This is a genomic window from Castellaniella sp. (genome assembly GCF_004321985.1).
Taxonomy (GTDB): domain Bacteria; phylum Pseudomonadota; class Gammaproteobacteria; order Burkholderiales; family Burkholderiaceae_B; genus Castellaniella.
Map to the genome: position 1 here is coordinate 69,684 of NZ_SCQN01000048.1, position 21,948 is coordinate 91,631.

Annotated in this window: 22 protein-coding genes; 20 read left to right on the forward strand and 2 right to left on the reverse strand. The window is 62.7% G+C overall.

Features of this window, described 5'->3' with window-relative positions; all coding sequences use genetic code 11:
• Positions 1-26: 26 nt before the first annotated feature.
• The gene (locus tag EPN31_RS13320) at positions 27-752 is read right to left on the reverse strand and encodes an alpha/beta hydrolase (protein ID WP_291774015.1); all 726 of its coding nucleotides are present in this window, start codon (positions 750-752) and stop codon (positions 27-29) included.
• 168 nt (positions 753-920) lie between these two features.
• On the opposite strand from EPN31_RS13320, the gene EPN31_RS13325 reads away from it, so the two are divergent.
• The 7 genes from EPN31_RS13325 (at position 921) to EPN31_RS13355 (ending at position 8,445) form a co-directional block, all read left to right on the forward strand.
• The gene (locus EPN31_RS13325) at positions 921-1,403 is read left to right on the forward strand and encodes a MarR family transcriptional regulator (protein WP_291774017.1); all 483 of its coding nucleotides are present in this window, start codon (positions 921-923) and stop codon (positions 1,401-1,403) included.
• A gap of 135 nt (positions 1,404-1,538) precedes the next feature.
• Positions 1,539-2,591 (forward strand): aromatic ring-hydroxylating dioxygenase subunit alpha, encoded by a 1,053-nt coding sequence (locus tag EPN31_RS13330; protein WP_291774019.1) that lies wholly within the window; start codon positions 1,539-1,541, stop codon positions 2,589-2,591.
• Between the two features lie 70 nt (positions 2,592-2,661).
• Positions 2,662-3,636 (forward strand): PDR/VanB family oxidoreductase, encoded by a 975-nt coding sequence (locus EPN31_RS13335; protein ID WP_291774021.1) that lies wholly within the window; start codon positions 2,662-2,664, stop codon positions 3,634-3,636.
• Between the two features lie 147 nt (positions 3,637-3,783).
• A complete protein-coding gene (locus tag EPN31_RS13340; RefSeq protein ID WP_291774171.1) occupies positions 3,784-4,863 on the forward strand; it encodes an ABC transporter substrate-binding protein in 1,080 nt (359 codons plus the stop codon).
• A 153-nt stretch (positions 4,864-5,016) separates the two neighbouring features.
• Positions 5,017-6,015 (forward strand): aldo/keto reductase, encoded by a 999-nt coding sequence (locus tag EPN31_RS13345; RefSeq protein WP_291774022.1) that lies wholly within the window; start codon positions 5,017-5,019, stop codon positions 6,013-6,015.
• Positions 6,016-6,114: 99 nt separating this feature from the next.
• Positions 6,115-7,011, forward strand: coding sequence for an NAD(P)-dependent oxidoreductase (locus tag EPN31_RS13350; RefSeq protein WP_291774173.1), 897 nt, complete (start codon positions 6,115-6,117; stop codon positions 7,009-7,011).
• Between the two features lie 207 nt (positions 7,012-7,218).
• The gene (locus EPN31_RS13355) at positions 7,219-8,445 is read left to right on the forward strand and encodes a cytochrome P450 (protein WP_291774024.1); all 1,227 of its coding nucleotides are present in this window, start codon (positions 7,219-7,221) and stop codon (positions 8,443-8,445) included.
• Here the strand turns inward: EPN31_RS13355 and EPN31_RS13360 are convergent.
• Positions 8,411-9,319, reverse strand: a complete 909-nt coding sequence (locus EPN31_RS13360) for a LysR substrate-binding domain-containing protein (protein ID WP_291774026.1) — start codon at positions 9,317-9,319, stop codon at positions 8,411-8,413. The genes EPN31_RS13355 and EPN31_RS13360 overlap by 35 nt on opposite strands.
• Before the next feature lie 231 nt (positions 9,320-9,550).
• On the opposite strand from EPN31_RS13360, the gene EPN31_RS13365 reads away from it, so the two are divergent.
• The 13 genes from EPN31_RS13365 to EPN31_RS13425 all read left to right on the forward strand — a co-directional run bounded on the left by EPN31_RS13365 (position 9,551) and on the right by EPN31_RS13425 (position 21,822).
• Entirely contained in the window at positions 9,551-10,579 is a 1,029-nt protein-coding gene (locus tag EPN31_RS13365; RefSeq protein ID WP_291774175.1) for an amidohydrolase family protein, read from the forward strand.
• 18 nt (positions 10,580-10,597) lie between these two features.
• The gene (gene ligK, locus EPN31_RS13370; RefSeq protein ID WP_291774029.1) at positions 10,598-11,293 is read left to right on the forward strand and encodes a 4-carboxy-4-hydroxy-2-oxoadipate aldolase/oxaloacetate decarboxylase; all 696 of its coding nucleotides are present in this window, start codon (positions 10,598-10,600) and stop codon (positions 11,291-11,293) included.
• 11 nt (positions 11,294-11,304) lie between these two features.
• Positions 11,305-12,222 (forward strand): amidohydrolase family protein, encoded by a 918-nt coding sequence (locus EPN31_RS13375; RefSeq protein WP_291774031.1) that lies wholly within the window; start codon positions 11,305-11,307, stop codon positions 12,220-12,222.
• A gap of 3 nt (positions 12,223-12,225) precedes the next feature.
• The gene (gene ligA / locus EPN31_RS13380; protein WP_291774033.1) at positions 12,226-12,618 is read left to right on the forward strand and encodes a protocatechuate 4,5-dioxygenase subunit alpha; all 393 of its coding nucleotides are present in this window, start codon (positions 12,226-12,228) and stop codon (positions 12,616-12,618) included.
• A complete protein-coding gene (locus EPN31_RS13385) occupies positions 12,615-13,481 on the forward strand; it encodes a class III extradiol dioxygenase subunit beta (protein WP_291774035.1) in 867 nt (288 codons plus the stop codon). Before ligA ends, EPN31_RS13385 begins: the two co-directional genes overlap by 4 nt.
• Positions 13,481-14,440 (forward strand): Gfo/Idh/MocA family oxidoreductase, encoded by a 960-nt coding sequence (locus EPN31_RS13390; protein ID WP_291774037.1) that lies wholly within the window; start codon positions 13,481-13,483, stop codon positions 14,438-14,440. Before EPN31_RS13385 ends, EPN31_RS13390 begins: the two co-directional genes overlap by 1 nt.
• 70 nt (positions 14,441-14,510) lie before the next feature.
• Positions 14,511-15,686, forward strand: a complete 1,176-nt coding sequence (locus EPN31_RS13395) for an ABC transporter substrate-binding protein (protein ID WP_291774038.1) — start codon at positions 14,511-14,513, stop codon at positions 15,684-15,686.
• 75 nt (positions 15,687-15,761) lie between these two features.
• Positions 15,762-16,616, forward strand: a complete 855-nt coding sequence (locus EPN31_RS13400; protein WP_291774040.1) for a branched-chain amino acid ABC transporter permease — start codon at positions 15,762-15,764, stop codon at positions 16,614-16,616.
• Between the two features lie 9 nt (positions 16,617-16,625).
• A complete protein-coding gene (locus tag EPN31_RS13405) occupies positions 16,626-17,684 on the forward strand; it encodes a branched-chain amino acid ABC transporter permease (RefSeq protein WP_291774042.1) in 1,059 nt (352 codons plus the stop codon).
• Positions 17,681-18,430, forward strand: a complete 750-nt coding sequence (locus EPN31_RS13410) for an ABC transporter ATP-binding protein (RefSeq protein ID WP_291774044.1) — start codon at positions 17,681-17,683, stop codon at positions 18,428-18,430. The genes EPN31_RS13405 and EPN31_RS13410 overlap by 4 nt, the downstream gene beginning before the upstream one ends.
• Positions 18,423-19,136, forward strand: a complete 714-nt coding sequence (locus EPN31_RS13415; RefSeq protein WP_291774046.1) for an ABC transporter ATP-binding protein — start codon at positions 18,423-18,425, stop codon at positions 19,134-19,136. Before EPN31_RS13410 ends, EPN31_RS13415 begins: the two co-directional genes overlap by 8 nt.
• A 22-nt stretch (positions 19,137-19,158) precedes the next feature.
• Positions 19,159-21,048, forward strand: coding sequence for an FAD-dependent monooxygenase (locus tag EPN31_RS13420; protein WP_291774048.1), 1,890 nt, complete (start codon positions 19,159-19,161; stop codon positions 21,046-21,048).
• A 174-nt stretch (positions 21,049-21,222) separates the two neighbouring features.
• Positions 21,223-21,822, forward strand: a complete 600-nt coding sequence (locus EPN31_RS13425) for a hemerythrin domain-containing protein (RefSeq protein ID WP_291774049.1) — start codon at positions 21,223-21,225, stop codon at positions 21,820-21,822.
• Positions 21,823-21,948: the final 126 nt, after the last annotated feature.

The following is a 21,948-nucleotide window of genomic DNA, read 5'->3' on the forward strand; positions in this document are numbered from 1 at the left end:
CGGGCGCCGTCGGCCAAGCCGGCCGCTCACGGTGCCGTCAGTTCGTGGCGCATGGCCCATTCCAGAATGTGCTCCAGACAGGTGGCTGGCGCCTCGAAAGGCGCCATGTGCGCCGCTTCCCGAACGGCGTGGAGTTCCGCGCTGGGGATGACCTTGGCCATGGCTTCGTGTCGCGCCAGAGGGCTCCAGCGGTCTTCGGTGCCGCTCATGAGCAGGGTGGGGCAGGCGATCAGGGGAAGCAGGTCGGTCGCATCGGGCCGCTCGATGAGCGCCTGGATCTGTCCCGCGAACGATGCCACGGTGGAGCGCAGCACCATGGTGCGCATGCGCTGCATCAGCGCTGCGTTGCTTGGCGTTGTCGAGGTGATCATCCCCGCCAGCCAGTCGTCCACGATAGCCTCGATGCCGCCGGCCTGTGCTGCCTGCACGATGGCCTGTCGTCGGCCGATTTCGTCCGGACCCAGGCCCTTGTAGCCGGTGTTCATCAGCACCAGCCCGCCGATGCGGTCGGGCGCCTGTCGCACCATTTCCAGCGCGACGCGGCCCCCCATGGAATGCCCGACGGCGATGATGGGCCCAGCCGTCTGTTGCAGGATGGCCTGTGCTGTCTGGGGCAGTGAAGTGATGCCGCTGAGCTTCGCCGCCAGCACCGGGCTGGTGCGTGAAAGAGGGCCGATGAAGTCGGCCCAGGTGTCCGCGTCGCACAGCAGTCCGTGCAGCAGGATCCAGGTGGGTGCGGGTCGATGGGTCATGGTTCTGGTTCTCGGGTGAAATGAAGCCAGTTGGGTGGGGCGGTCATGCCCTGCGGGCTTCGACCGGCTTTCGGAGTGATAATCTGGGCTGGACGCCTCAGGGCAGCGTCTCCCGGGTCCCCCGGGTATTCTGGACCGCAAGCCCAGCGGAGCATCGCGAGACCCTGCATGTCGGATTCCATTCTGTACGAGCCCCTGTATGTTCAACCGGGTCACCTGCTGCGGCGTGCGCAGCAGATCTCGGCTTCCATCTTTCACGATGAGATCGGCAACCGTGTGACACCCATACAATACGCTATCCTGTGCGTGGTCATGGACAATCCCCAGATCGACCAGGTCTCCATGGCGGGGCTGGCGGCCATCGATACGTCCACGGCCGCCAGCGTTGCCACCAGACTCGAGGAAAAGGGGTTGCTGGCGCGCGATGTGGATCCCGCCGACCGGCGCCAGCGCAGGCTGTCGCTGACACAGGCCGGTCGTGATTTGCTGGTCGAGGTCAATGACGGCATCAGCCGCCTGCACCGGCGCATCTTCGAAAAATTCTCTCCCGAGGAAGAATCGCAGTTCATGGTACTGCTGGAAAAGCTGGTGCATCTGAACAACCACCAGAGCCGGGCGCCGTTCACGGCATCGTCCGTCCTTCAGGGTTAGTACCAGTTCAACGCACAAGTCCAGGTCCGTAGAATGGTCATATATTCAGTGTGCTGAATAACAGTGTACTGAACATTAGGATTCATATCCTCGGCTGCGTGTTGCCGCCCGCACCGATTCTTCAGGAGATTGACCATGTTTCCCATGAACACCTGGTATGTTGCCTGTACCCCGGATGAGATTACCGACAAACCGTTGGGACGCAAGATCTGCGGGCTGCAGATCGTCCTGTATCGGGGCCGGGAAGGCAAAGTGGCTGCACTGGAAGATTTCTGCCCCCATCGGGGCGCCGCCCTGTCGCTGGGCTCTGTGGTGGATGGCAACCTGATGTGCGGCTACCACGGCCTGGTCATGGATTGTCATGGCAAGGCGGTGTCCATGCCCATGCAGCGCGTCAACGGCTTCCCCTGCATCCGCAGCTACCCGGTCGAAGAGCGGCACGGCTACGTCTGGATCTGGCCTGGCGATGCGGCGAAGGCCGACCCTGCCACAATCCCGGATCTGCCGTGGTCGAACAACCCTGAATGGGCGTTTGGCGGCGGTCTCTACCACATCCAGTGCAGCTACCGCCTGATGGTGGACAACCTGATGGACCTCACGCACGAAGCGTATGTTCACGTTGGCAGCATCGGTCAGAACGAAATCGACCAATCGCCGGTCAAAACGCACATGGAAGGCAACCAGGTCGTGACCAGCCGCGAAATGCACGACATCGTCGCGCCGCCCTTCTGGCAGATGGCGATGCGGGCGCAGGGTCTCGATGATCAGGTCCGGGTGGACCGCTGGCAGTATTCGCGCTTCACGGCGCCGGGCAGCGTGCTGATCGACGTGGGCGTCGCGCTGGCCGGCCAGGGTGGCATCAATGCCGATCCCGCCCAGCGGGTGTATGCGATCGTGGTGGACTTCATGACGCCCGAGACAGAAACCTCACACTGGTACTTCTGGGGCATGGCACGGCATTTCAAGCCGGACGATTCCGCGCTGACGGATTCCATTCGCCAGGGCCAGGGCGCGATCTTCAACCAGGATCTGGCGGTTCTGGAGGCGCAGCAGCACAATCGCGAGGCCTTCGAGGGGCGCCGCCTGCTGGCCCTGAACATCGATGCCGGTGGGGTACGGGCCAATCGCATCCTGGATGACATGGTTGTCGCCGAGCGTGCTTTGCCGACAGAGGCCGCAGTCGGCTAAAGTCCCATATGTCCCCGGTCCTGATTTGGCGCCTTGGCCTGGTCCTGGCAGGGACACACGCGAGAGATGAATGACTGATACTTTGCTGTCCGTCCGGGTTGCCGGGAAATCTGAAGTAGCCCAGGACATCGTGAGCCTGGAACTGGTCAGTGCGGATGGGGGGATGCTGCCGGCATTCACCCCGGGCGCACACATCGACGTTCATCTGCCGGGAGGGCTGATCCGCCAGTATTCGCTGATGAGCGATTGCCAGGACCGTAGCCGCTTCCAGCTGGGCATCCTGCGCGAGCCACAGTCGCGCGGCGGATCCATCGTGCTGCACGATCAGGTGAAGACCGGCGATCTGCTGCAGATCAGCGCGCCGCGCAATCGCTTCGAGCTGGTGCCGTCGCTGCATAGTCTCCTGCTCGCGGGTGGGATCGGGATTACTCCCATCTTCTGCATGGCACTGGAACTCGGGCGGCGCGATGCGGACTTTGCCTTGCACTACAGTTGCCGAAGCCAGGCCCGCGCGGCTTTTCTGGCTGATCTGGAACCGATGATCGGGACAGGTCGGGCCCATATGCATTTCGATGACCAGCCCCGGACGGCCCTGGATGTGGTGGCGTTGCTGGCCAATGCGGCGCACAGCAAGGCACAGGTCTACGTCTGCGGGCCGGCTGGCTATATCGAATTCATCCGTGCCCAGGCCCATGCCGCGGGCGTGGCCGATTCCCAGATCCATTTCGAGCGCTTTGCGTTGAGCGAAGCCGACAAGCCCCAGGCCGGAGACCAGGATGTGGCCTTTCAGGTGCAGCTTGCCAGCACCGGGGAAATCTTCGACATTCCGGCCGATGAAACGATCACGCATGCCCTGGATCGCCAGGGGGTCTTCATCCCGGTATCGTGCGAGGAAGGCATTTGCGGGACTTGCCTGACGGGCGTGAAGTCCGGCATCCCTGACCACCGCGACAGCTACCTGACGGATGACGAGCACGCTGCCAACGATCAGTTCACGCCTTGCTGCTCACGGGCGCGCACACCGTTGCTGGTATTGGATCTGTAAACTGCATGACTTGAAACCCCGTTTCACAGTGTTCCATAAAATCAAGGAGACGATTCCGTGAAGCATTCCATTGGCAAATTGCTGGCGACCGCTACGCTGGTAGCTGGTACCCTGGGTGCGGCCCAGGCCCAGGACCTGAAAATCGGGATGGTGGTCCCGGTGTCCGGACCGTTTGCGACCACCGGCCAGCAGATCATGAATGGCGCAAAGCTCTACCTGAAGCAGCATGGCGACACCTTGGGCGGGCGCAAGGTCATCCTGCTGGAAAAGGACGATACAGGCATATCGCCGGCACTGAGCAAGCGCCAGGCGCAGAACTTCCTGGTTCAGGACAAGGTCGACATCCTGGCGGGCTTTGGTCTGACGCCGGCCGCATTTGCCGTGGCGCCGCTGGCCACCGAGGCAAAGATCCCCATGCTGGTGCTGAACGCAGCCACCTCATCCATCACCGAAAAATCGCCGTACATCGTACGCACCTCCATGACGCTGCCTCAGGTGGCGGCCCCGATGGCGACCTGGGCCGCCAAGAATGGCATCCACTCGGTGTATCTGCTGGTGGCCGACTATGGTCCGGGGCACGATGCCGCCGCCCAGTTCAAGAAGACCTTCACTGCCGCCGGTGGCACCATTGTGGGCGAGGTCCAGACGCCGCTGACCAGCCCGGATTTCGCTCCCTTCCTGCAGAAGATCAAGGACGCGAAGCCGGATGCCATCTTCTCGTTCGTACCCAATGGCGAGCAGGGCGTGTCGCTGGCCAAGGGCTATAAAGAGCGCGGGCTGGACAAGGCTGGCATCAGGCTGCTGGCCACGGGCGACGTGGTGACCGAAGATGTGATCGGCGCCATGGGCGATAGCGCGCTGGGCATGATCACGTCGTTTCACTATTCCACCGCGCATGACTCCCCGGAGAACAAGGCGTTCGTGGCGGCCTACGAAAAGGCCTATCCTGGCGTCCGCCCGAACATGGTCGCTGTGGCATCTTACGATGGCATGCACCTGATCGATGAGGCGCTGAAGAAGACCGGCGGCAATGCCAAGGGTGATACCTTCATGGCGGCAGTCAAGGGCATGAAGTGGGTGAGTCCGCGTGGGCCGGTGGAAATCGATCCGCAGACGCGGGACATCATCCAGAACGTCTACATCCGCAAGGTCGAACGGGTGAATGGCCTGCTGCAGAACGTGGAATTCGATACCTTCAAGGCTGTGAAGGATCCGGGCAAGTCGTGATCCACTGAGCCGCAGCGTCAGTCGCCGCTTGGCGGGGAAATCGGGGCAGGGCTCTTCGGGGCGCTGCCCCGACGCCGTCCATAGCGGGCCGTTATAGCTGTTAGTGGGCGTTCGGCCCTTAACACCGAGCCGCTTCGTGGCGATAATCGAGGAATGATGACGATACGACGCAAAATCGGCGACCTGCAGGTCTTTCCCATCGGCCTGGGATGCATGGGGCTGTCGCACGGCTACGGGCCTGCGGTGCCCGAAGAGCAGGCACGCGCGCTGCTGCTGGGGGCGCTGGACGCTGGGGTGACACTGTTCGACACGGCAGCCTTGTATGGCTTTGGGGCCAACGAGGAATTGCTGGGAAGGGTGCTATCGCCTCATCGCTCTCGCTTTACGCTGGCCAGCAAATGCGGCATCTTCCGGGGTCCGGATGGCAAGCGCCTGATCGATGGCCGTCCGGAAACGCTCAAGCGGACCTGCGACGAATCCCTCCAGCGCCTGCGCACAGACGTCATCGACCTGTATTACCTGCACCGCTGGGACAAATCCGTCCCCATCGAAGAATGCGTGGGCGCCTTGGCGGATCTGGTGCGCGCGGGCAAGATCCGGCACATCGGCCTGTCCGAGGTCTCGGCCCAGACCTTGCGCAAGGCTTACGCAGTGCACCCCATTGCCGCCGTGCAGAACGAATACTCCCTGTGGACGCGCGAAGTCGAGATTGCCTTGCTTCAAGCCTGCCGCGACCTGGATGTGGCGCTGGTGTCGTTCAGTCCGCTTGGGCGTGCATACCTGGCCGACGGGCTGCCGGACTTGGCCCGCTTGGCGCCCACGGATTTGCGTCTGCGGCTGCCGCGGTTTCAGCCTGAGGCCTACGCCCGGAATCTGGCGCTACTGCAGCCTTTGCGCGAGCGGGCGCGGGAACTCGGCTGCACGCCATCGCAGCTTGCGCTGGCCTGGCTGCTGCATCAGGGGTCCAATGTCATTCCCATCCCGGGGACCACGAATTTGGCGCACCTGAAGCAGAACCTGGGGGCGGCGGACCTGGCACTCGACGAAGCTACCTGTGCGGATCTGTCGCGATGGTTCGACCGGGACCGGGTGGCGGGGGCCCGCTACGTCGACGCCACATTCAAGGAAATCGACACAGAACGTTTTTCCTGACGCGTTGGAATTTTCTGTCCCCGGTGGGGGGCGCTTGTGGGCTCGCCGAGCGGGCCCGGTACGGATTGACGAGGGAGACTCCGCATCATGCAGGACAAAATGGATACGAGGCTGGGGCTGATCGGCTATGGTGAAGTGGGCGGTATCTTCTGTGCCGGCCTGGCTGCCCATATGGACTCGGTCTGCGCCTGGGACGTCAAGCTCGCCGATGCGGCTCAGGCGAAACCACTGCGCGTGCGGGCTGACCGTGATCAGGTCTCGTTGTGCGGTTCGGCATCCGATCTGTGCGCGGCCAGCAACCTGGTGATCTCGGCAGTGACCGCGTCCAATACCGTTACCGTCGCGCGCGAGGCCGCAGCCCATTTGCAGCCGGGCACCATCTTCCTGGACTTGAACTCGGCTTCGCCCGGCGCCAAACGCGAGGCCGGTGCCGTGATCGAGGCCGCCGGCGGCCATTATGTGGAAGCAGGGGTGATGAGTTCGGTCCCGCCGCATGGCATCCGTGTGCCCATGTTGCTGGGTGGCCCGCATGCGGAATCGCTGGCGCAGCAGTTGTGCGCCTGGGGCATGGATGCCCACGCGGTCTCGGCCGAACTGGGCATTGCATCGGCCATCAAGATGTGCCGTAGCGTCATGATCAAGGGCCTGGAAGCGCTGGTGGTCGAAAGCTACACCACGGCACGGGCCTACGGGGTCGAAGACTACGTGCTGCCGACACTGAAAGAAACCTTCCCGTCGATCGATTGGCCGGAAGAAGGGCGTTATTTCTACAGCCGCGTGGTCCAGCATGGCAAGCGCCGTGCCGAGGAAATGCGCGAAGTTGCCAATACCGTGCGCGAAGCCGGATTCGAGCCACTCATGTCGGCGGCCACGGCCCAGAAGCAGGACTGGGTCGCGAAGCTCGCCGCCAAGGGCTTGTTCGAGGGCATCCAGAAGTCGGGCGGCTGGCAGGCCTACGCCGATCGCTTGATCCAGCAGGCCAGACGACGGGACTGATCTGACCGTACCGATACAGGCCCCGTCGTCTCCCGCGCCGTGCCTGTATCGTCTGCTTTCCCCGACCGGTTGGCATTGCATTGCCTGTGACTTTGATTCAAGTCAAAGACTGGGTGCTTGCCCTCCGCGATTCGTGCTGCATCGGCTCAAAATAGCAAGCTAACTTTTCGTGTGGCCGGCGATGTCTGGCTGAGGCTTGGGTTTGTCATGACAGACGAGTTTGTTTTCGATTGGGATCCACGTTCCGACGCCGTGCAGAGGGATCAGATTGCCGCCTATGACCATATGCGGCGGGTGTGTCCGGTCGCCCGCAGCCGCTACGGGTATACCTCTTTCTTCAAACATGCGGATGTACTTCGAGCGCTGATTGATACGGAGACGTTCAGCAACGTCGTGTCCGCCCGTCATCCGTCCGTGCCCAATGGGATGGACCCTCCGCAGCACACGCGCTTTCGGCGCGTCATCGATGACTACTTCTCCGTCGGGCGCATGCGGGATTTTGAGCCGTCATGCCAGGCCTTGGCCGAAGACCTGACGTTTGCCTGGCTGCGTTCGGACGACGCGGACTTCATGACTGGCTTTGCCTGGGAGTTCGCAGTCCAGGTGCAGTGCCGGTTCATGGGGTGGCCGGCGAAGCTGCATGGGCCATTGCGCAAGTGGATGCTCAAGAACCATGCGGCGACCTACGCGATTGATTCACACGCTATGGGGATGGTGGCGCGTGAGTTTGACGGCTATGTGGCGGACTTGCTGGACGAGCGCCGGAGGGCGAAAACATCCGCTCCACCCGATGTCACCACTCGCCTGTTGAACGAAACGGTTGATGGCCAGCCGCTGAGTGGCGAGCAGATCTCCAGTATCGTGCGCAACTGGACCGTGGGAGAAGTGAGCACGATTGCTGCCGCGCTGGGGATCTTGGCGCAATACCTGGCGGTCCGCCCGGCCTTACAGCAACGGTTGCGCGAACAGCCCTCCATGATCCCTCCTGCTGTCGATGAGATCCTGCGCATCCATGGGCCGCTGGTCATGAGCCGGCGCCGTGTGACGCGGGCTGTGACGGTTCGAGGCAGGCTTCTGGCGCCGGATGAACGGGTTGCCCTGATCTGGCTGTCCGCCAATCGCGACGAAGATGTTTTTGGCGATCCTGATGAATTTCGGCTGGATCGCGATCCTGCGCTCAGCCTGCTTTATGGAAGCGGACCGCATGCCTGTCCCGGAGCGCCGCTGGCGAGGCTGGAGCTCCAGACCGCCGTGAGCGCGCTGTTACAGGCGACGCGGAGTCTGGCTCTGGCGCCGGGTTGCGTCCCGGTACGTGCCACTTTTCCCGCCAGTGGCTACGCCAGGCTGCGGCTGCGGGCGGAGACATCCTCCCGGGACACCCCTATGGCCTCGGACACACTTACACCGTCATGCCCGATGGATACACCTGCCTGACGGTCGAACGGATCAGGCCCAGCATGGCTTTTTGCGTCAGCGTGGTGATCCGCCCCGGCGCAGTGGCCAGGTACAGCCGGCTGGGCAGCTCGGGCTGCACGATGGCGCGGATGTGGTAGCGGTCAGGCTGTGCCGACGTCAGCACCGCGTGCTGCGTCAGGACGGCGTAGCCGGCGCCATCGGCAACCAGGTCCAGGATGGCGGGTACGCCGTCGATCTCCAGGCGGATGTTTGGCCGACTGCCGATCAGCGCCATCTGCGACTCCAGCAGCATGCGCACCGTGTGGGGCCGGTTGGGGATGACCAGCGGAACATTAGCCAGGGCCCGCAGCGTCATCGGCTGATCGGACGGATGCGGGCCTCGCGGCCCTACCAGATACAGCAATTCGCTGGTCAGCGGTGTCAGTGCCAGATCAGCCGAGGCCGTGGGATTGTAGAGCAGGGCAATGTCCAGCCGGCCGGCCAGCAGCCATTCCTGCATCATGAGGGACAGGCCTTCGCTGATGGACAGTGTGGCATTGGGGAGCTGCTTGCGGAACTGGCGGGTGAGATGCACGGTCAGCATCTTGGAGGCGCTGGGTGCGATGCCCAGTGCCACGCGTCCTGCCAGCGCGCCTTGTACGCGCCCCATGTCTTCCTTGGCGCGTTCCACCTGGTGCAGAATGCCGCGGCAGTGTTCCAGCAGCAGCTTGCCGGCTTCGGTGGTGGTCACGCCGCGGCCGTTTCGATTGAGCAGGTTCTGGCGCAGTTCGACCTCTAGGCGGCGGACCTGGCGGCTGAGCGCCGGCTGGGCAATGTTCAGCGCCTGGGCCGCCTGTGTGAAGCTGCCCAGTTCGGCCACGCGCTGAAAATATTCGAGCTGTTTCAGGTCCATATAAGGGTTTACCCTAAATGTCAGGCATGGGATCCTTGTCATTATAACGGTTCGGCATAGCAGCTAGTGGGCCTATGTCCTTATCTATCAATGAACTTCTGTCCATAATGGCTCTATCACATTCCGTGTGACCGAACGGGCACGGAATCATTCCGGACTCGTTCCGGATTTCCGGATCGGCGCAACCGAAACAGGACTGAGCAAACAGGAAACTCCATGAACAGAAAACCTCTGATCATCGATTGCCACGGGCATTACACGACCGCGCCGCAGGCACTGGCCGACTGGCGTGACAGGCAGATCGCCGGCATCAAGGACCCCGCCCAGATGCCCCGCGCCGCTGATCTGCACATCAGCGACGACGAGATTCGTGAGACCATCGAAACCAACCAGCTTCGCTACATGCGCGAGCGCGGCGCCGATCTGACGATCTTTTCGCCGCGCGCGAGCTTCATGGCGCACCACATCGGTGACTTCAAGGTCTCCAGCACCTGGGCCGCGATCTGCAACGAGCTCTGCCATCGGGTGGCGAACTTGTTCCCGGAGCATTTCGCCATGGCCGCGATGCTGCCGCAGTCACCGGGCGTGGCCCCCGCGACCTGCATTCCTGAGCTGGAAAAATCGGTAAAGGAATATGGCGCTGTGGCCATCAACCTGAATCCGGACCCGTCGGGCGGGCACTGGACGGCGCCGCCGCTGTCGGACCGCTCCTGGTATCCGATTTACGAGAAGATGGTGGAATACGACATTCCGGCCATGATTCACGTCTCCACGAGCTGCAATCCGTGCTTCCACACGACCGGGGCGCATTACCTGAACGCCGACACCACGGCCTTCATGCAGTGCCTGACGTCCGATCTGTTCAAGGACTTCCCGACCCTGCGCTTCGTGGTGCCGCATGGCGGTGGCGCAGTGCCCTATCACTGGGGGCGTTTCCGGGGGATCGCGCTGCGCATGAAGCGGCCGCTGCCCGAGGACAATCTGCTGGACAACATCTACTTCGATACGTGCGTCTATCACCAGCCGGGCATCGATCTGCTCACGCGCGTGATTCCGGTGAAGAACGTGCTGTTCGCATCCGAGATGATCGGCGCAGTCCGTGACAAGGACCCTGACACCGGATTTTATTTCGACGATACGAAGCGCTACATCGAAGCGGCGACGACCTTGAGCGAGGCCGACCGCTTCCAGATCTACGAAGGCAATGCGCGTCGCGTCTACCCGCGGCTGGATGCCGCCCTGAAGGCCCGTGGCCTTTGAAACCGGAGGTTGAACCAAATGAGTACCCCGCTGAATCAACTGGGTGTCGTGTATCGCAACATTCAGCGCGCCGATGCGTCGGCTGTCGAAAAACTATCCCACCTGAGCGTGGCCACGATCCACGAGGCCATGGGGCGTGATGGCCTGATGCAACCTTATCTGCGTTCAGTCTGGCATGGCGCCAAGGTCTGCGGCACGGCCGTGACGGTGCTTCTGCAGCCGGGCGACAACTGGATGCTGCACGTAGCGGCCGAACAGATTCAGCCGGGCGATGTGGTGGTCGCCGGCTGCGCGGATGAGAGCACCGGTGGCTTCTTTGGCGATCTGCTGGCCACTTCATACAAGGCGCGCGGGGCGCGTGGCCTGATCATCGACGGTGGCGTGCGCGACGTGGATACGCTCGAGGAGATGGGGTTCCCGGTGTTCAGCCGTGTGGTGCACGCGCGGGGCACCATCAAGGCGACTCTGGGCTCCGTCAATATCCCGGTGGTCTGCGCCGGGGCGATCGTGAACCCCGGTGATGTGGTCGTGGGCGATGCGGACGGGGTGGTGGTGGTACCGGCTGCAGTAGCGGCAGAGGTCGCGGCCAAGGCCCAGGCCCGCGAAGACAACGAAACCAAAAAGCGCGAGATCTTTGCTTCGGGCGTGCTGGGGCTGGATTACTACAAGATGCGCGAAGGCCTGGAAAAGGCCGGACTGAAGTACATCGACTGAGGATCCCTCGCATGACGACCGCAGAAGGCTTCACCAAGACACCGGGCTGGCTGGACTTTTACGCTGATCCCAGTCGTCCCCGTTTTCGGTTGCCGGCTGGCGCCGTGGACGCGCATTGCCATGTGTTCGGGCCGGGCGCCGTGTTTCCGTATTCGCCGCAGCGCAAGTACACGCCCTGCGATGCACCAAAGGAAACCTTGTTTGCCCTGCGCGATCATCTGGGATTTGAGAAGAACGTGATCGTGCAGGCTACCTGCCATGGCACTGACAATCGCGCCTTGGTTGATGCGCTGAAGGCCTCCAATGGCCGCGCGCGCGGCGTGGCTTCGGTGTCGCCTGACGTCACGGATGCCGAACTGCAGGCCCTGCACGCGGCCGGCGTGCGCGGCACGCGCTTCAATTTCGTCAAGCGGCTGGCGGATTTCACGCCGCATGATGTCTTGCTGGATATCGCCCGGCGCATTGCGCCGCTGGGCTGGCACATCGTGGTCTATTTTGAAGCCCAGGACCTGCCTGAACTCTATGATTTCTTTGCAACGCTGCCCACCCTCGTGGTGGTGGACCACATGGGGCGGCCGGATGTCACAAAACCCTCCGACGGGCCCGAGTTCAATCTTTTTGTGCGCCTGATGAGCGAACATAAGAACGTCTGGAGCAAGGTTACTTGCCCTGAACGGCTGAGCAAGACTGGGCCCTTCGCCCTGAACGGCGAGCAGCGTGCTTATCAGGACGTGGTGCCTTTTGCGCGCCGCTTGGTCGAAACCTTTCCGGATCGTGTCTTGTGGGGCACGGATTGGCCGCATCCGAATCTGAAGACGCATATGCCTGACGACGGCTTGCTGGTCGATTACATCCCGCAAATTGCCCCGACCGCCGAGCTGCAACACAAGCTCCTGGTCGAGAACCCCAACCGCTTGTACTGGAGGTGAACCATGTCCCTGAACAAGCCTTATATCGATATCCCGGGCACCATCGTTTTTGATATGGACCAATCCCGCAAGGGCTACCATCTCAACCAATTCTGCATGTCTCTCATGAAGGCGGAAAACCGCGAGCGCTTCCGCGCCAACGAACGTGCCTACCTGGACGAATGGCCCATGACCGAGGACCAAAAGCAGGCCGTTCTGGACCGCGACCTGAACCGCTGCCTGCAACTGGGCGGCAATATCTATTTCCTGGCCAAGATCGGCGCCACCGACGGCCGTTCCTTCCAATACATGGCGGCCAGCATGACCGGCATGTCACAGGAAGACTACGCCGCCATGATGCTGGCTGGCGGCCGTTCCCCGAAAGGCAACCTCACGACCGAAGAGAAGCACTCATGAGCCAGACTCACGCACGGATTACAGCCAGCGTTTACACGTCGCACGTACCGGCCATCGGCGCGGCCGTGGACTTGGGCAAGACGGGTACGGACTATTGGGCGCCGCTGTTCAAGGGCTACGAGTTCTCCAAACAGTGGATGAAGGAACACACGCCCGACGTGATCTTCCTGGTCTACAACGACCACGCCACCGCCTTCAGCCTGGATCTCACTCCTACCTTCGCCATCGGCTGCGCCGAAGAATTCCAGCCGGCCGACGAAGGCTGGGGCCCCCGGCCGGTGCCCATGGTCATCGGCCACCCCAAGCTGGCGGCGCATATCGCCCAGTCGGTGATCCAGCAGGACTTCGATCTGGCCGTTGCCCACAAAATGGACGTGGATCATGGCCTCACCGTACCGCTCACGCTGATGTGCGGCCAGCCCAAAGCCTGGCCCTGCCCGGTGATTCCCTTTGCCGTCAACGTCGTGCAGTACCCGGTGCCTTCGGGCCGGCGCTGCTTCGAGCTGGGTCGCGCCATCCGTCGCGCCATCGAATCCTACGACGAGCCGCTGAACGTCCAGATCTGGGGCACGGGGGGCATGAGCCACCAGCTCCAGGGGCCGCGCGCGGGGCTGATCAACAAGGAATTCGACAACGCCTTCATGGATCAGCTGATCGCCAATCCGGCGGCACAAGCTGAAGTGCCGCATGTGAACTATGTGCGTGAGGCCGGTTCTGAAGGCATCGAGCTCGTGATGTGGCTGATTGCCCGCGGCGCCTTGGCCGACGTGGCCGGTGGCCCGGCGCCGCGTGTGGCACATCGCTTTTATCATGTGCCGGGTTCGAACACGGCCATCGGCCACCTGATCCTGGAGGAACAATAATGGCAGAGAAGGTTCTGAAGGTTGCCCTGGCGGGTGCGGGTGCGTTCGGCATCAAGCACCTGGATGGCATCAAGCATATCGGTGGCATCCAGGTGGTGTCGCTGGTGGGCCGTACGCTGGACAAAACCCGCGCGGTGGCGCAGCAATACGGCGTAGACCACGTCACGACCGAGCTGTCCGAGGCGCTGGAGCGCCCCGAGATCGACGCGGTCATTCTGTGCACGCCGACCCAGATGCATGCGTCACAGGCCATGGAATGCCTGCGTGCGGGCAAGCATGTCCAGGTCGAGATCCCCATGGCCGATAGCCTGGCTCAGGCTCAGGCGCTGGTCGATCTGGCGAAACAGTCCGGCAAGGTAGCCATGTGTGGTCATACGCGGCGCTTCAATCCCAGCCACCAATATGTCCACCAGCGCATCGCGCGCGGCGACTTCCACATCCAGCAGATGGATGTGCAGACCTACTTCTTCCGCCGCCAGAACATGAACGCCAAGGGCGAACCGCGCAGCTGGACAGATCACCTGTTGTGGCATCATGCGGCGCACACGGTGGACCTGTTCGCCTACCAGTGCGGCAGCCCCATCGTGCAGGCTCACGCACTACAGGGCCCCATCCACCCGCAACTGGGTATCGCCATGGACATGTCCATCCAGCTCCGGGCACAGAACGGCGCCATCTGCACGCTGTCGTTGAGCTTCAACAACGATGGCCCGTTCGGCACGTTCTTTCGCTATATCGGCGACACGGCCACCTATCTGGCGCGCTACGACGATCTGGTCACGGGTCGCGACGAGCCCATCGATGTGAGCAAGGTCGCGGTTTCCATGAACGGCATCGAGCTGCAGGATCGCGAGTTCTTCGCTGCGATCCGCGAAGGTCGCGAGCCGAATTCCAGCGTGGCCCAGGTCCTGCCATGCTACAAAGTGTTGCACGAGCTGGAGCAACAACTCCAGGGCTGACCGGTGTTGCAGCCGGCATCCGACGCCAAGAAGCACTCGCAGTCAAATCACCATCATCTGGAGCAAGACCATGAAACTCATCAAAACCTTGGGCGCAATGGCCTTGGCTTTCGGCACGGCCACTGCCTTCAATCCGGCGCAAGCCAAGGACCTGAAGATCGGCATCGTCATGCCGATGTCCGGCCCCTTCGCCGCACACGGCAAGCAAATCCAGCACGGCATCGATCTGTACATGGCGGAGCGCGGCGACACGGTCGCCGGCCGCAAGGTGAAAATCATCGTCAAGGATGACACGGGCATTTCGCCCGCTGTGGCCAAGCGCCAGGCCCAGGAACTCATCATCAAGGACAAGGTCGACATCCTGGCCGGGTTCACGCTGACGCCGAACGCCTTCTCGGTTGCGCCACTGGCGACCGAAGCGAAGCTGCCCATGGTGGTGTTGAACGCCGCAACCTCGGCCATCACGGAGAAATCCCCCAACATCGTTCGCGTATCCATGACGCTGCCGCAGGATACGGCGCCGATGGCGGAGTGGGCCTACAAGAATGGCGTGCGCAAGGTCTACACGCTGGTGGCCGACTACGGTCCCGGTCATGACGCCGAAAAGCAGTTCCAGAAAACGTTCACCAGCCTGGGCGGCCAGATCGTGGGCGAGGTCCGCACCCCGGTGAACACGCCGGACTATTCCCCGTTCCTGCAGCGCATCAAGGACGCCAAGCCGGATGCCGTGTTCCTGTTCGTGCCTAACGGCGAACAGGGTGTGGCGCTGGCCAAAGGCTTCAAGGAACGTGGCTTGGCGGAGGCTGGCATCAAGGAACTCGCTACGGGCGATGTGACCGATGAGGACGTGATCGACGCGATGGGCGATGCTGCCATTGGCATGATCACTTCGTTCCATTACTCGGCGGCCCATGACTCTCCGGAAAACAAGGCATTCGTGGCGGCCTACCATAAGGCTTACCCAAAGGATCGCCCGAATTTCGTGGCGGTGGCCGGGTACGACGGCATGCACATGATCTACAACGCGCTGGAAAAGACCAAGGGTGATGCCGGCGTGGGCGCCTTCATGAAGGCGGTGAAGGGCATGAAATGGGTGAGCCCGCGCGGCCCGGTGGAAATCGACCCGCAGACACGCGATATCATCCAGAATGTCTACATCCGCAAGGTCGAGCGGGTGGATGGCGTGCTGCAGAACGTCGAGTTCGACAAGATCGAGGCAGTGAAGGATCCGGGCAAACAAAGCTGATCCCCGGGCTTCCAATATGGCGGGCGGTCCGTGCCCGGGCCGGCGCACGGACCGCCACCTTTCTCTGGATGAATCATGACGATATTCTTCGATGGCGTGGCCTTCGGCATGCTGTTGTTCCTCATCAGCGTCGGCCTGTCGGTCACTCTGGGGCTGATGAACTTCATCAACCTGGCCCACGGGGCGTTTGCGATGCTGGGCGGCTACGCTTGCGTGGTGTTGCTCAACCGGTATGGCGTGCCGTTTTTGTTGACGCTGCCCGTGGCCATCATCGTTCCTGCTTTGGCGGGGATCCTGCTTGAAAAGACGCTGTACAGGCGCCTGTACTCGGCCTCTGAGCTGGATCAGGTGCTGTTTTCCATCGGTCTGGTCTTCATGGCGGTGGCGTCGGCGCATTATTTCTTCGGCGCGCAGCAACAACCGCTGCATCTGCCTGCCTTCCTGCAGGGGCAGATCCATCTGCCGGGCATGGACGTGGGCGTTTATCGGCTGTTCCTGATCATCGTGGGACTCATTGTCGCCTTTGGTCTGCAGTGGTCTGTGATCAAGACGCCGTTCGGCGCCAAGCTGCGCGCCTCGGTGGACAACCAGAAGGTTGCGCGTGGCCTGGGGATCGATGTGAACCGCGTCTTCAGCCTGACCTTTGCACTGGGCTCCGCCCTGGCGGGGCTGGGCGGCGCCATGGGTGTGGAGATGCTGGGGCTGGATCCCGAATTCCCCGTGAAGTACCTGGTGTACTTCCTCATCGTCGTGACCGTAGGGGGCAGCGGCAATATCCTGGGTTCGCTCTATGCCGCCATCTTGTTGGGCGTGGCCGACGTAGCTGGCAAATATTACATTCCGCAGATTGGCGCCTTCATCATCTACGCGGTGATGGTCGCAGCTCTGATCTTCCGTCCCCACGGCCTGTTCGGCCGCTCGCACAATTAAGCCTTCGACATGTCGACACTTTCTCTGAACAAGGCTTCCCCCGATCAGGCCTCGCTGGGCCGCGATCTGCTGGCGCGCTATCGCCGCTCGGCGCACTGGAAGCCGCTGGAATATCTGTTCTGGTGCCTGCCAATCGCGGCGTACTTCCTGTTCCCTGGGAACTATTTGCTGCTCAGCCAGATTGCCATCACGGGGTTGTTCGCGCTGTCGCTGGACCTCATTTTCGGGTATGCCGGCCTGCTTTCGCTTGGACATGCGGCCTTCTTCGGCGTGGGTGCCTATGCCGTGGGGTTTCTGGGCATCAACGGCCTGGGTGATCCATTGCTGGGCCTGCTGGTGGCGGCGGTGGCGGCCGGTCTGCTGGGGTTCCTGAGCAGCTTCCTGCTGCTGCGTGGCAACGACCTGTCGCGCCTGATGGTGACGCTGGGCGTAGCCCTCATGCTCTATGAACTGGCCAACAAGTTCACGCGCATCACGGGCGGCGTGGATGGCATGCCGGGCATCGAGGTGAAGCCCATTCTGGGGTTGTTCGACTTCGACATGTTCGGGCGCGTGGGCTTCATCTATTCAGTCGTGGTGCTCTTCGTGATGTTCTGGTTCGCACGCCGGCTGGTGCACTCACCCTTCGGCCAGAGCCTGCGCGGCATTCACATGAATGCGCTGCGCATGCCGGCCCTGGGCGTGCCGGTGAATCGCCGCCTGGTGAAGATCTACACGATTGGCGCGGCTTTCGCGGGCGTGGCCGGCGCGCTGCTCGCGCAAACCAATCAGTTCGTCTCGCTGGACGTGCTGAGCTTCCAGCGATCGGCCGACCTGCTGCTCATCCTGATCCTCGGGGGGGCCGGGCGCCTGTATGGCGGCATCATCGGCGCCGTGGTCTTCATGGTCATCAACTACTTCCTCTCGGACATGAATCCGCAGTACTGGCAGTTCTGGCTGGGCTTGATCCTGGTGCTCGTCGTGCTGTTTGCGCGTGGTGGCATCCTGGGCACGGCGCAGCAGTGGATCGAGTCCTCGCGCCAGAAGGCGCGGGCCCGTGAACGCGCCAGGACCGGAGGCGCATCATGAGCCCGGTGCTGCAGACGCGCGATCTGGTGCGCACCTTTGGGGCCTTCGTGGTCACCGACAAGGTGAACCTGTCCATCGCCGCAGGCGCCCGCCATGCGCTCATCGGCCCCAATGGCGCCGGCAAGACCACGCTCATCAACCTGTTGACGGGCTATCTGGAACCGACGGCTGGCAGCGTGATCCTGATGGATCAGGATGTCACCCGCATGCCGCAGCATGAACGCTGCCGCCGGGGACTGGTGCGCACCTTCCAGATCAACCAGTTGTTCAAGGATATGACGGTGCTGGAATCGGTGGCGCTCGCCGTGAGCGAACGCCAGGGGTTGGGCACACAGTGGTGGCGCCCGCTCGCACGCCGGGGAGAAGTCGTGGACGAGGCTGCCGCCATTCTGGAGCGGCTGAAGCTGTTGCCCGATGCACTGGAGACCACGCGCAATCTGGCCTATGGCCGCCAGCGCCTGATCGAAATCGCGCTCGCGCTGGCCCTGCAGCCCAAGGTCCTGTTGCTGGACGAACCTGCGGCAGGTGTGCCGACGGGCGAGAGCCAGGAACTCTTCGAGACCATTGCGCAGCTGCCGCGCGAGGTCACCATTCTGCTCATCGAACACGACATGAACCTGGTGTTCCGCTTTGCCGACCGTATTTCGGTGCTGGTCTCCGGGGCCTTGCTGGTCGAAGACACGCCGGATGTCATCGCGCATCACCCGCGCGTCAAGGAAGTCTATCTCGGAGAATCCCATGTCTGAGCTGCTTCGCATGGAAAACGTCTGGGCGGGGTATGGGGACGCGGTGGTGCTCGAAGACGTGTCATTCGAATTGAACTCCGGTGGCAGCCTGGCGCTGCTGGGGCGCAACGGTATGGGCAAGACCACGCTATTGACGACTCTCATGGGGGTGACGCGCCTGCGCCGGGGCAAGATCCTGTATTGCGGCGGCGACATTGCCCAGATGCCCAGCCATTTGCGGGCCCAGGCGGGCCTGGGCTGGGTGCCGCAAGAGCGCGATATCTTCCGCTCGCTCACGGTCGAGGAAAACCTGATGGTGGTGGCGCGCCCGGGTGATTGGACGCTGGATCAGACCTACGACATGTTCCCGCGCCTGAAGGAACGCCGTGGGAACCTGGGCAATCAGCTCTCGGGTGGGGAGCAGCAGATGCTCGCCATGGCGCGGGCACTCATGCTCAACCCCAAGGTCCTGCTGCTCGATGAGCCTCTCGAAGGCCTGGCCCCGCTGATTGCCCAGGAGCTGCTGCATATCATCGACCGCATGGTGTCCGAGGGCCGCATGGCCGTGATTCTGGTTGAGCAGCATGCACGCCAGATCCTGCCCATCACGCGACAGGCCCTGGTGCTCGAGCGGGGCCGAGTGGTGTATTCGGGCGCTAGCGAGGCATTGCTGGAAGACGAGTCGGCGCTGGATCGCTGGCTGGGCGCGGGCGCAGAGGCCGCCTGAATTCGATTACGAGGCAAACAAAATGCAGTTTCATCATAACGGCTATGTATCGGGGGACCCGCGCCTGCAGGTCGCGGCAGGTGTGGGCGTGAATCGGCCTCACGATGTTCCTGACCGCGTGGACGTGCTGATCGTGGGTACGGGCCCGGCGGGCATGATCACGGCGGCTTCGCTTTCCCAGTTCCCGGATATCACGACGCGTATCGTAGAGCGCCGTGGCGGACGCCTGGAAATTGGCCAGGCTGACGGGATCCAGCCGCGTAGCGTGGAGACTTTCAACGCCTTCGGTTTTGCCGGACGGATCGTGTCCGAGGGCTGCAAGATTACCGAGACGGCTTTCTGGAAGCCGGATCCCGCCGATCCGTCGCGGGTCGTGCGCACCTCGCGCGTGCTCGAAGATCCCAATGGGGTGAGCGAATACCCGCACATCACGGTCAATCAGGCGCGGGTGCTGGATTACTTTGCGGAATTCATGGCGTTTTCCCCGACGCGCATGCGCCCGGACTATGGGCTGGAATTCCAGGGGCTGGAGATCACTGATGACCCCGATTATCCCGTTCTGGTGACGCTGGGCGGCACCGAGGGCAGCCACAAGGGCAGGACGCGCACGGTCCACGCCAAGTATGTGGTTGGCGCTGATGGCGCCCACAGCCGGGTGCGCGAGGCGATCGGTTGCAAGGCCGACGGCGACTCCTCGCACCACGCATGGGGGGTGATGGACGTGCTGGCGGTGACGGATTTCCCGGACGTCCGGGTGAAGTGCGCCATCCAGTCGGAGGCGCACGGCAGCATTCTGCTGATTCCGCGTGAGGGCGGCCATATGTTCCGCTTGTATGTCGACCTGGGGGACGTGCCGGAAGGCGACCGTACCATCCGCCAGACCACGGTCGAGCAGACCATCGCACGGGCGCAGCGGATTTTCCACCCGTATACGCTCGACGTGCGCGAGGTGGCCTGGTACAGCGTCTACCAGGTGGGCCATCGCGTGTGCGATCGCTTCGACGATGTGCCAGTGGATCAGATCGGCCATCGGTTGCCGCGAGTTTTCATTGCCGGCGATGCCAGCCATACGCACAGCGCCAAGGCCGGACAGGGCATGAACGTGTCCATGCAGGACGGCTTCAACCTAGGGTGGAAGCTGGGCCATGTGCTGCAGGGACGCAGCCCTGCCAGCCTGCTGTCCACCTACTCGGCCGAGCGGCAGGTCATTGGCCAGAACATCATCGATTTCGACAAGCGCTGGGCCAGCACCATGGCCAAGCACCCCGACGATTTCGACAGCCCCACTGATCTGGAAAATGCCTATCTGCAGATCACGGAGTTCGCTCAGGGGTTCATGACGCAATATGCGCCGTCCGCCATCACCGGCGCAGCCGATTTCCAACGGCTGGCGGCTGGCTTCCCCATCGGCAAGCGTTTCCGTTCGGCGCTGGCCACACGTGTCGCGGACGCCGACGTCCTGGAAATTGGCCATGAGCATCGGGCGGACGGCCGCTGGCGGGTCTATGTGTTTGCCGATGCGGCATTGGCGGGGGAATCCGCAGCCTTGCGTGCGTTGGGAGACTGGCTGGCCGAGTCGGCGGATTCGCCGCTGTGCCGCGCCACCCCCTCGGATGTGGATGCCAACGCCTGGTTTGATCTCAAGGTCATCTATCAGCAGTCCCACATCGACGTGGATCTCAGTCGGGTGCCGGCGGTATTCATGCCACGCGTGGGGCAGTTCGACCTGATCGACTACGCGGGGGTGTATGCGGCTACGCCGGGCGATGATATCTTCGAGCGTCGGGGAGTGGATCGGTCCGGCGCCATCGTGGTGGTGCGACCTGACATGTATGTGGCCCATGTGCTTCCACTGACGGCCACCGGTGCGCTGGGCCAGTTTTTCCGCGTGTTCACGCTGCAGCAGAAGTGAGCAGCGCGGGCGAGCGGGGTGCTGCCCGGCCGGCCTCGTGCCGCTTACTCCGGAATTTGTGGGCGGGTCCGGTCTCGGATGGCCTGCCACCTGCGTGGGTATTGTGGAAGTGCCTGAGGATTCAGGCTACAGTAGCTTCATCAACGCCTACGCGGGAATCTCCAGGGAGCCTTCATGTCTCAATCTGAACCTTTCCACGCGCCTTCCGCGCTTAACGTCATCCGTGACGAGCACCGTGCCATGGCTGCCGTTCTGGATGGACTGGCCTATGTGGTGCGGAACATCGATGCCGGGCGGATGAGGCCTGATTACACGCTGCTGGCCAGCATGGTGGACTACATCGCCGAGATGCCTGACAAGCTGCATCACCCCAAGGAAGACCGTATTTTTGCGCTCCTGCGGCCCAAGACGCATGATCTGGATGGCTATCTCGACTCCCTGGAGGAAGAACACCGGCGCGCCGTGCCGGCGACCAGTGCGTTGGACCGCGCCTTGGTGCATTACCTTCAGGCGGGAGCCGACGGGTTCGGGGCTTTCCGCGATACGGCGCTCAGCTACACCAGCAACGAGTTCAAGCACATGGGCATGGAAGAGCGCTACATCTTCCCGGCGGCCCGGCGGCTGCTGACTGCGGACGAGTGGCAGGAAGTCAACGCTGATTTTTCCCGCAACAGCGACCCGTGGGCGGGGTTGGACGACCGCTTTGTAAAGCTCTTCCGACAGATCGCCATGCTCGCGCCCGCGCCCATCGGCCTGGGTGATCCGCAGACCTAGCGTCTCCCGGTTTTGCCTTCGTCCATTGTCGTCTGCGCCAATCCAGGAAGAAGACCTGGGTGCCACCATCGTGCCCCCTTCAGAAAGTGCCGGGACCTCTGGGCGCATGTTCCTCGCGCCTGAGGG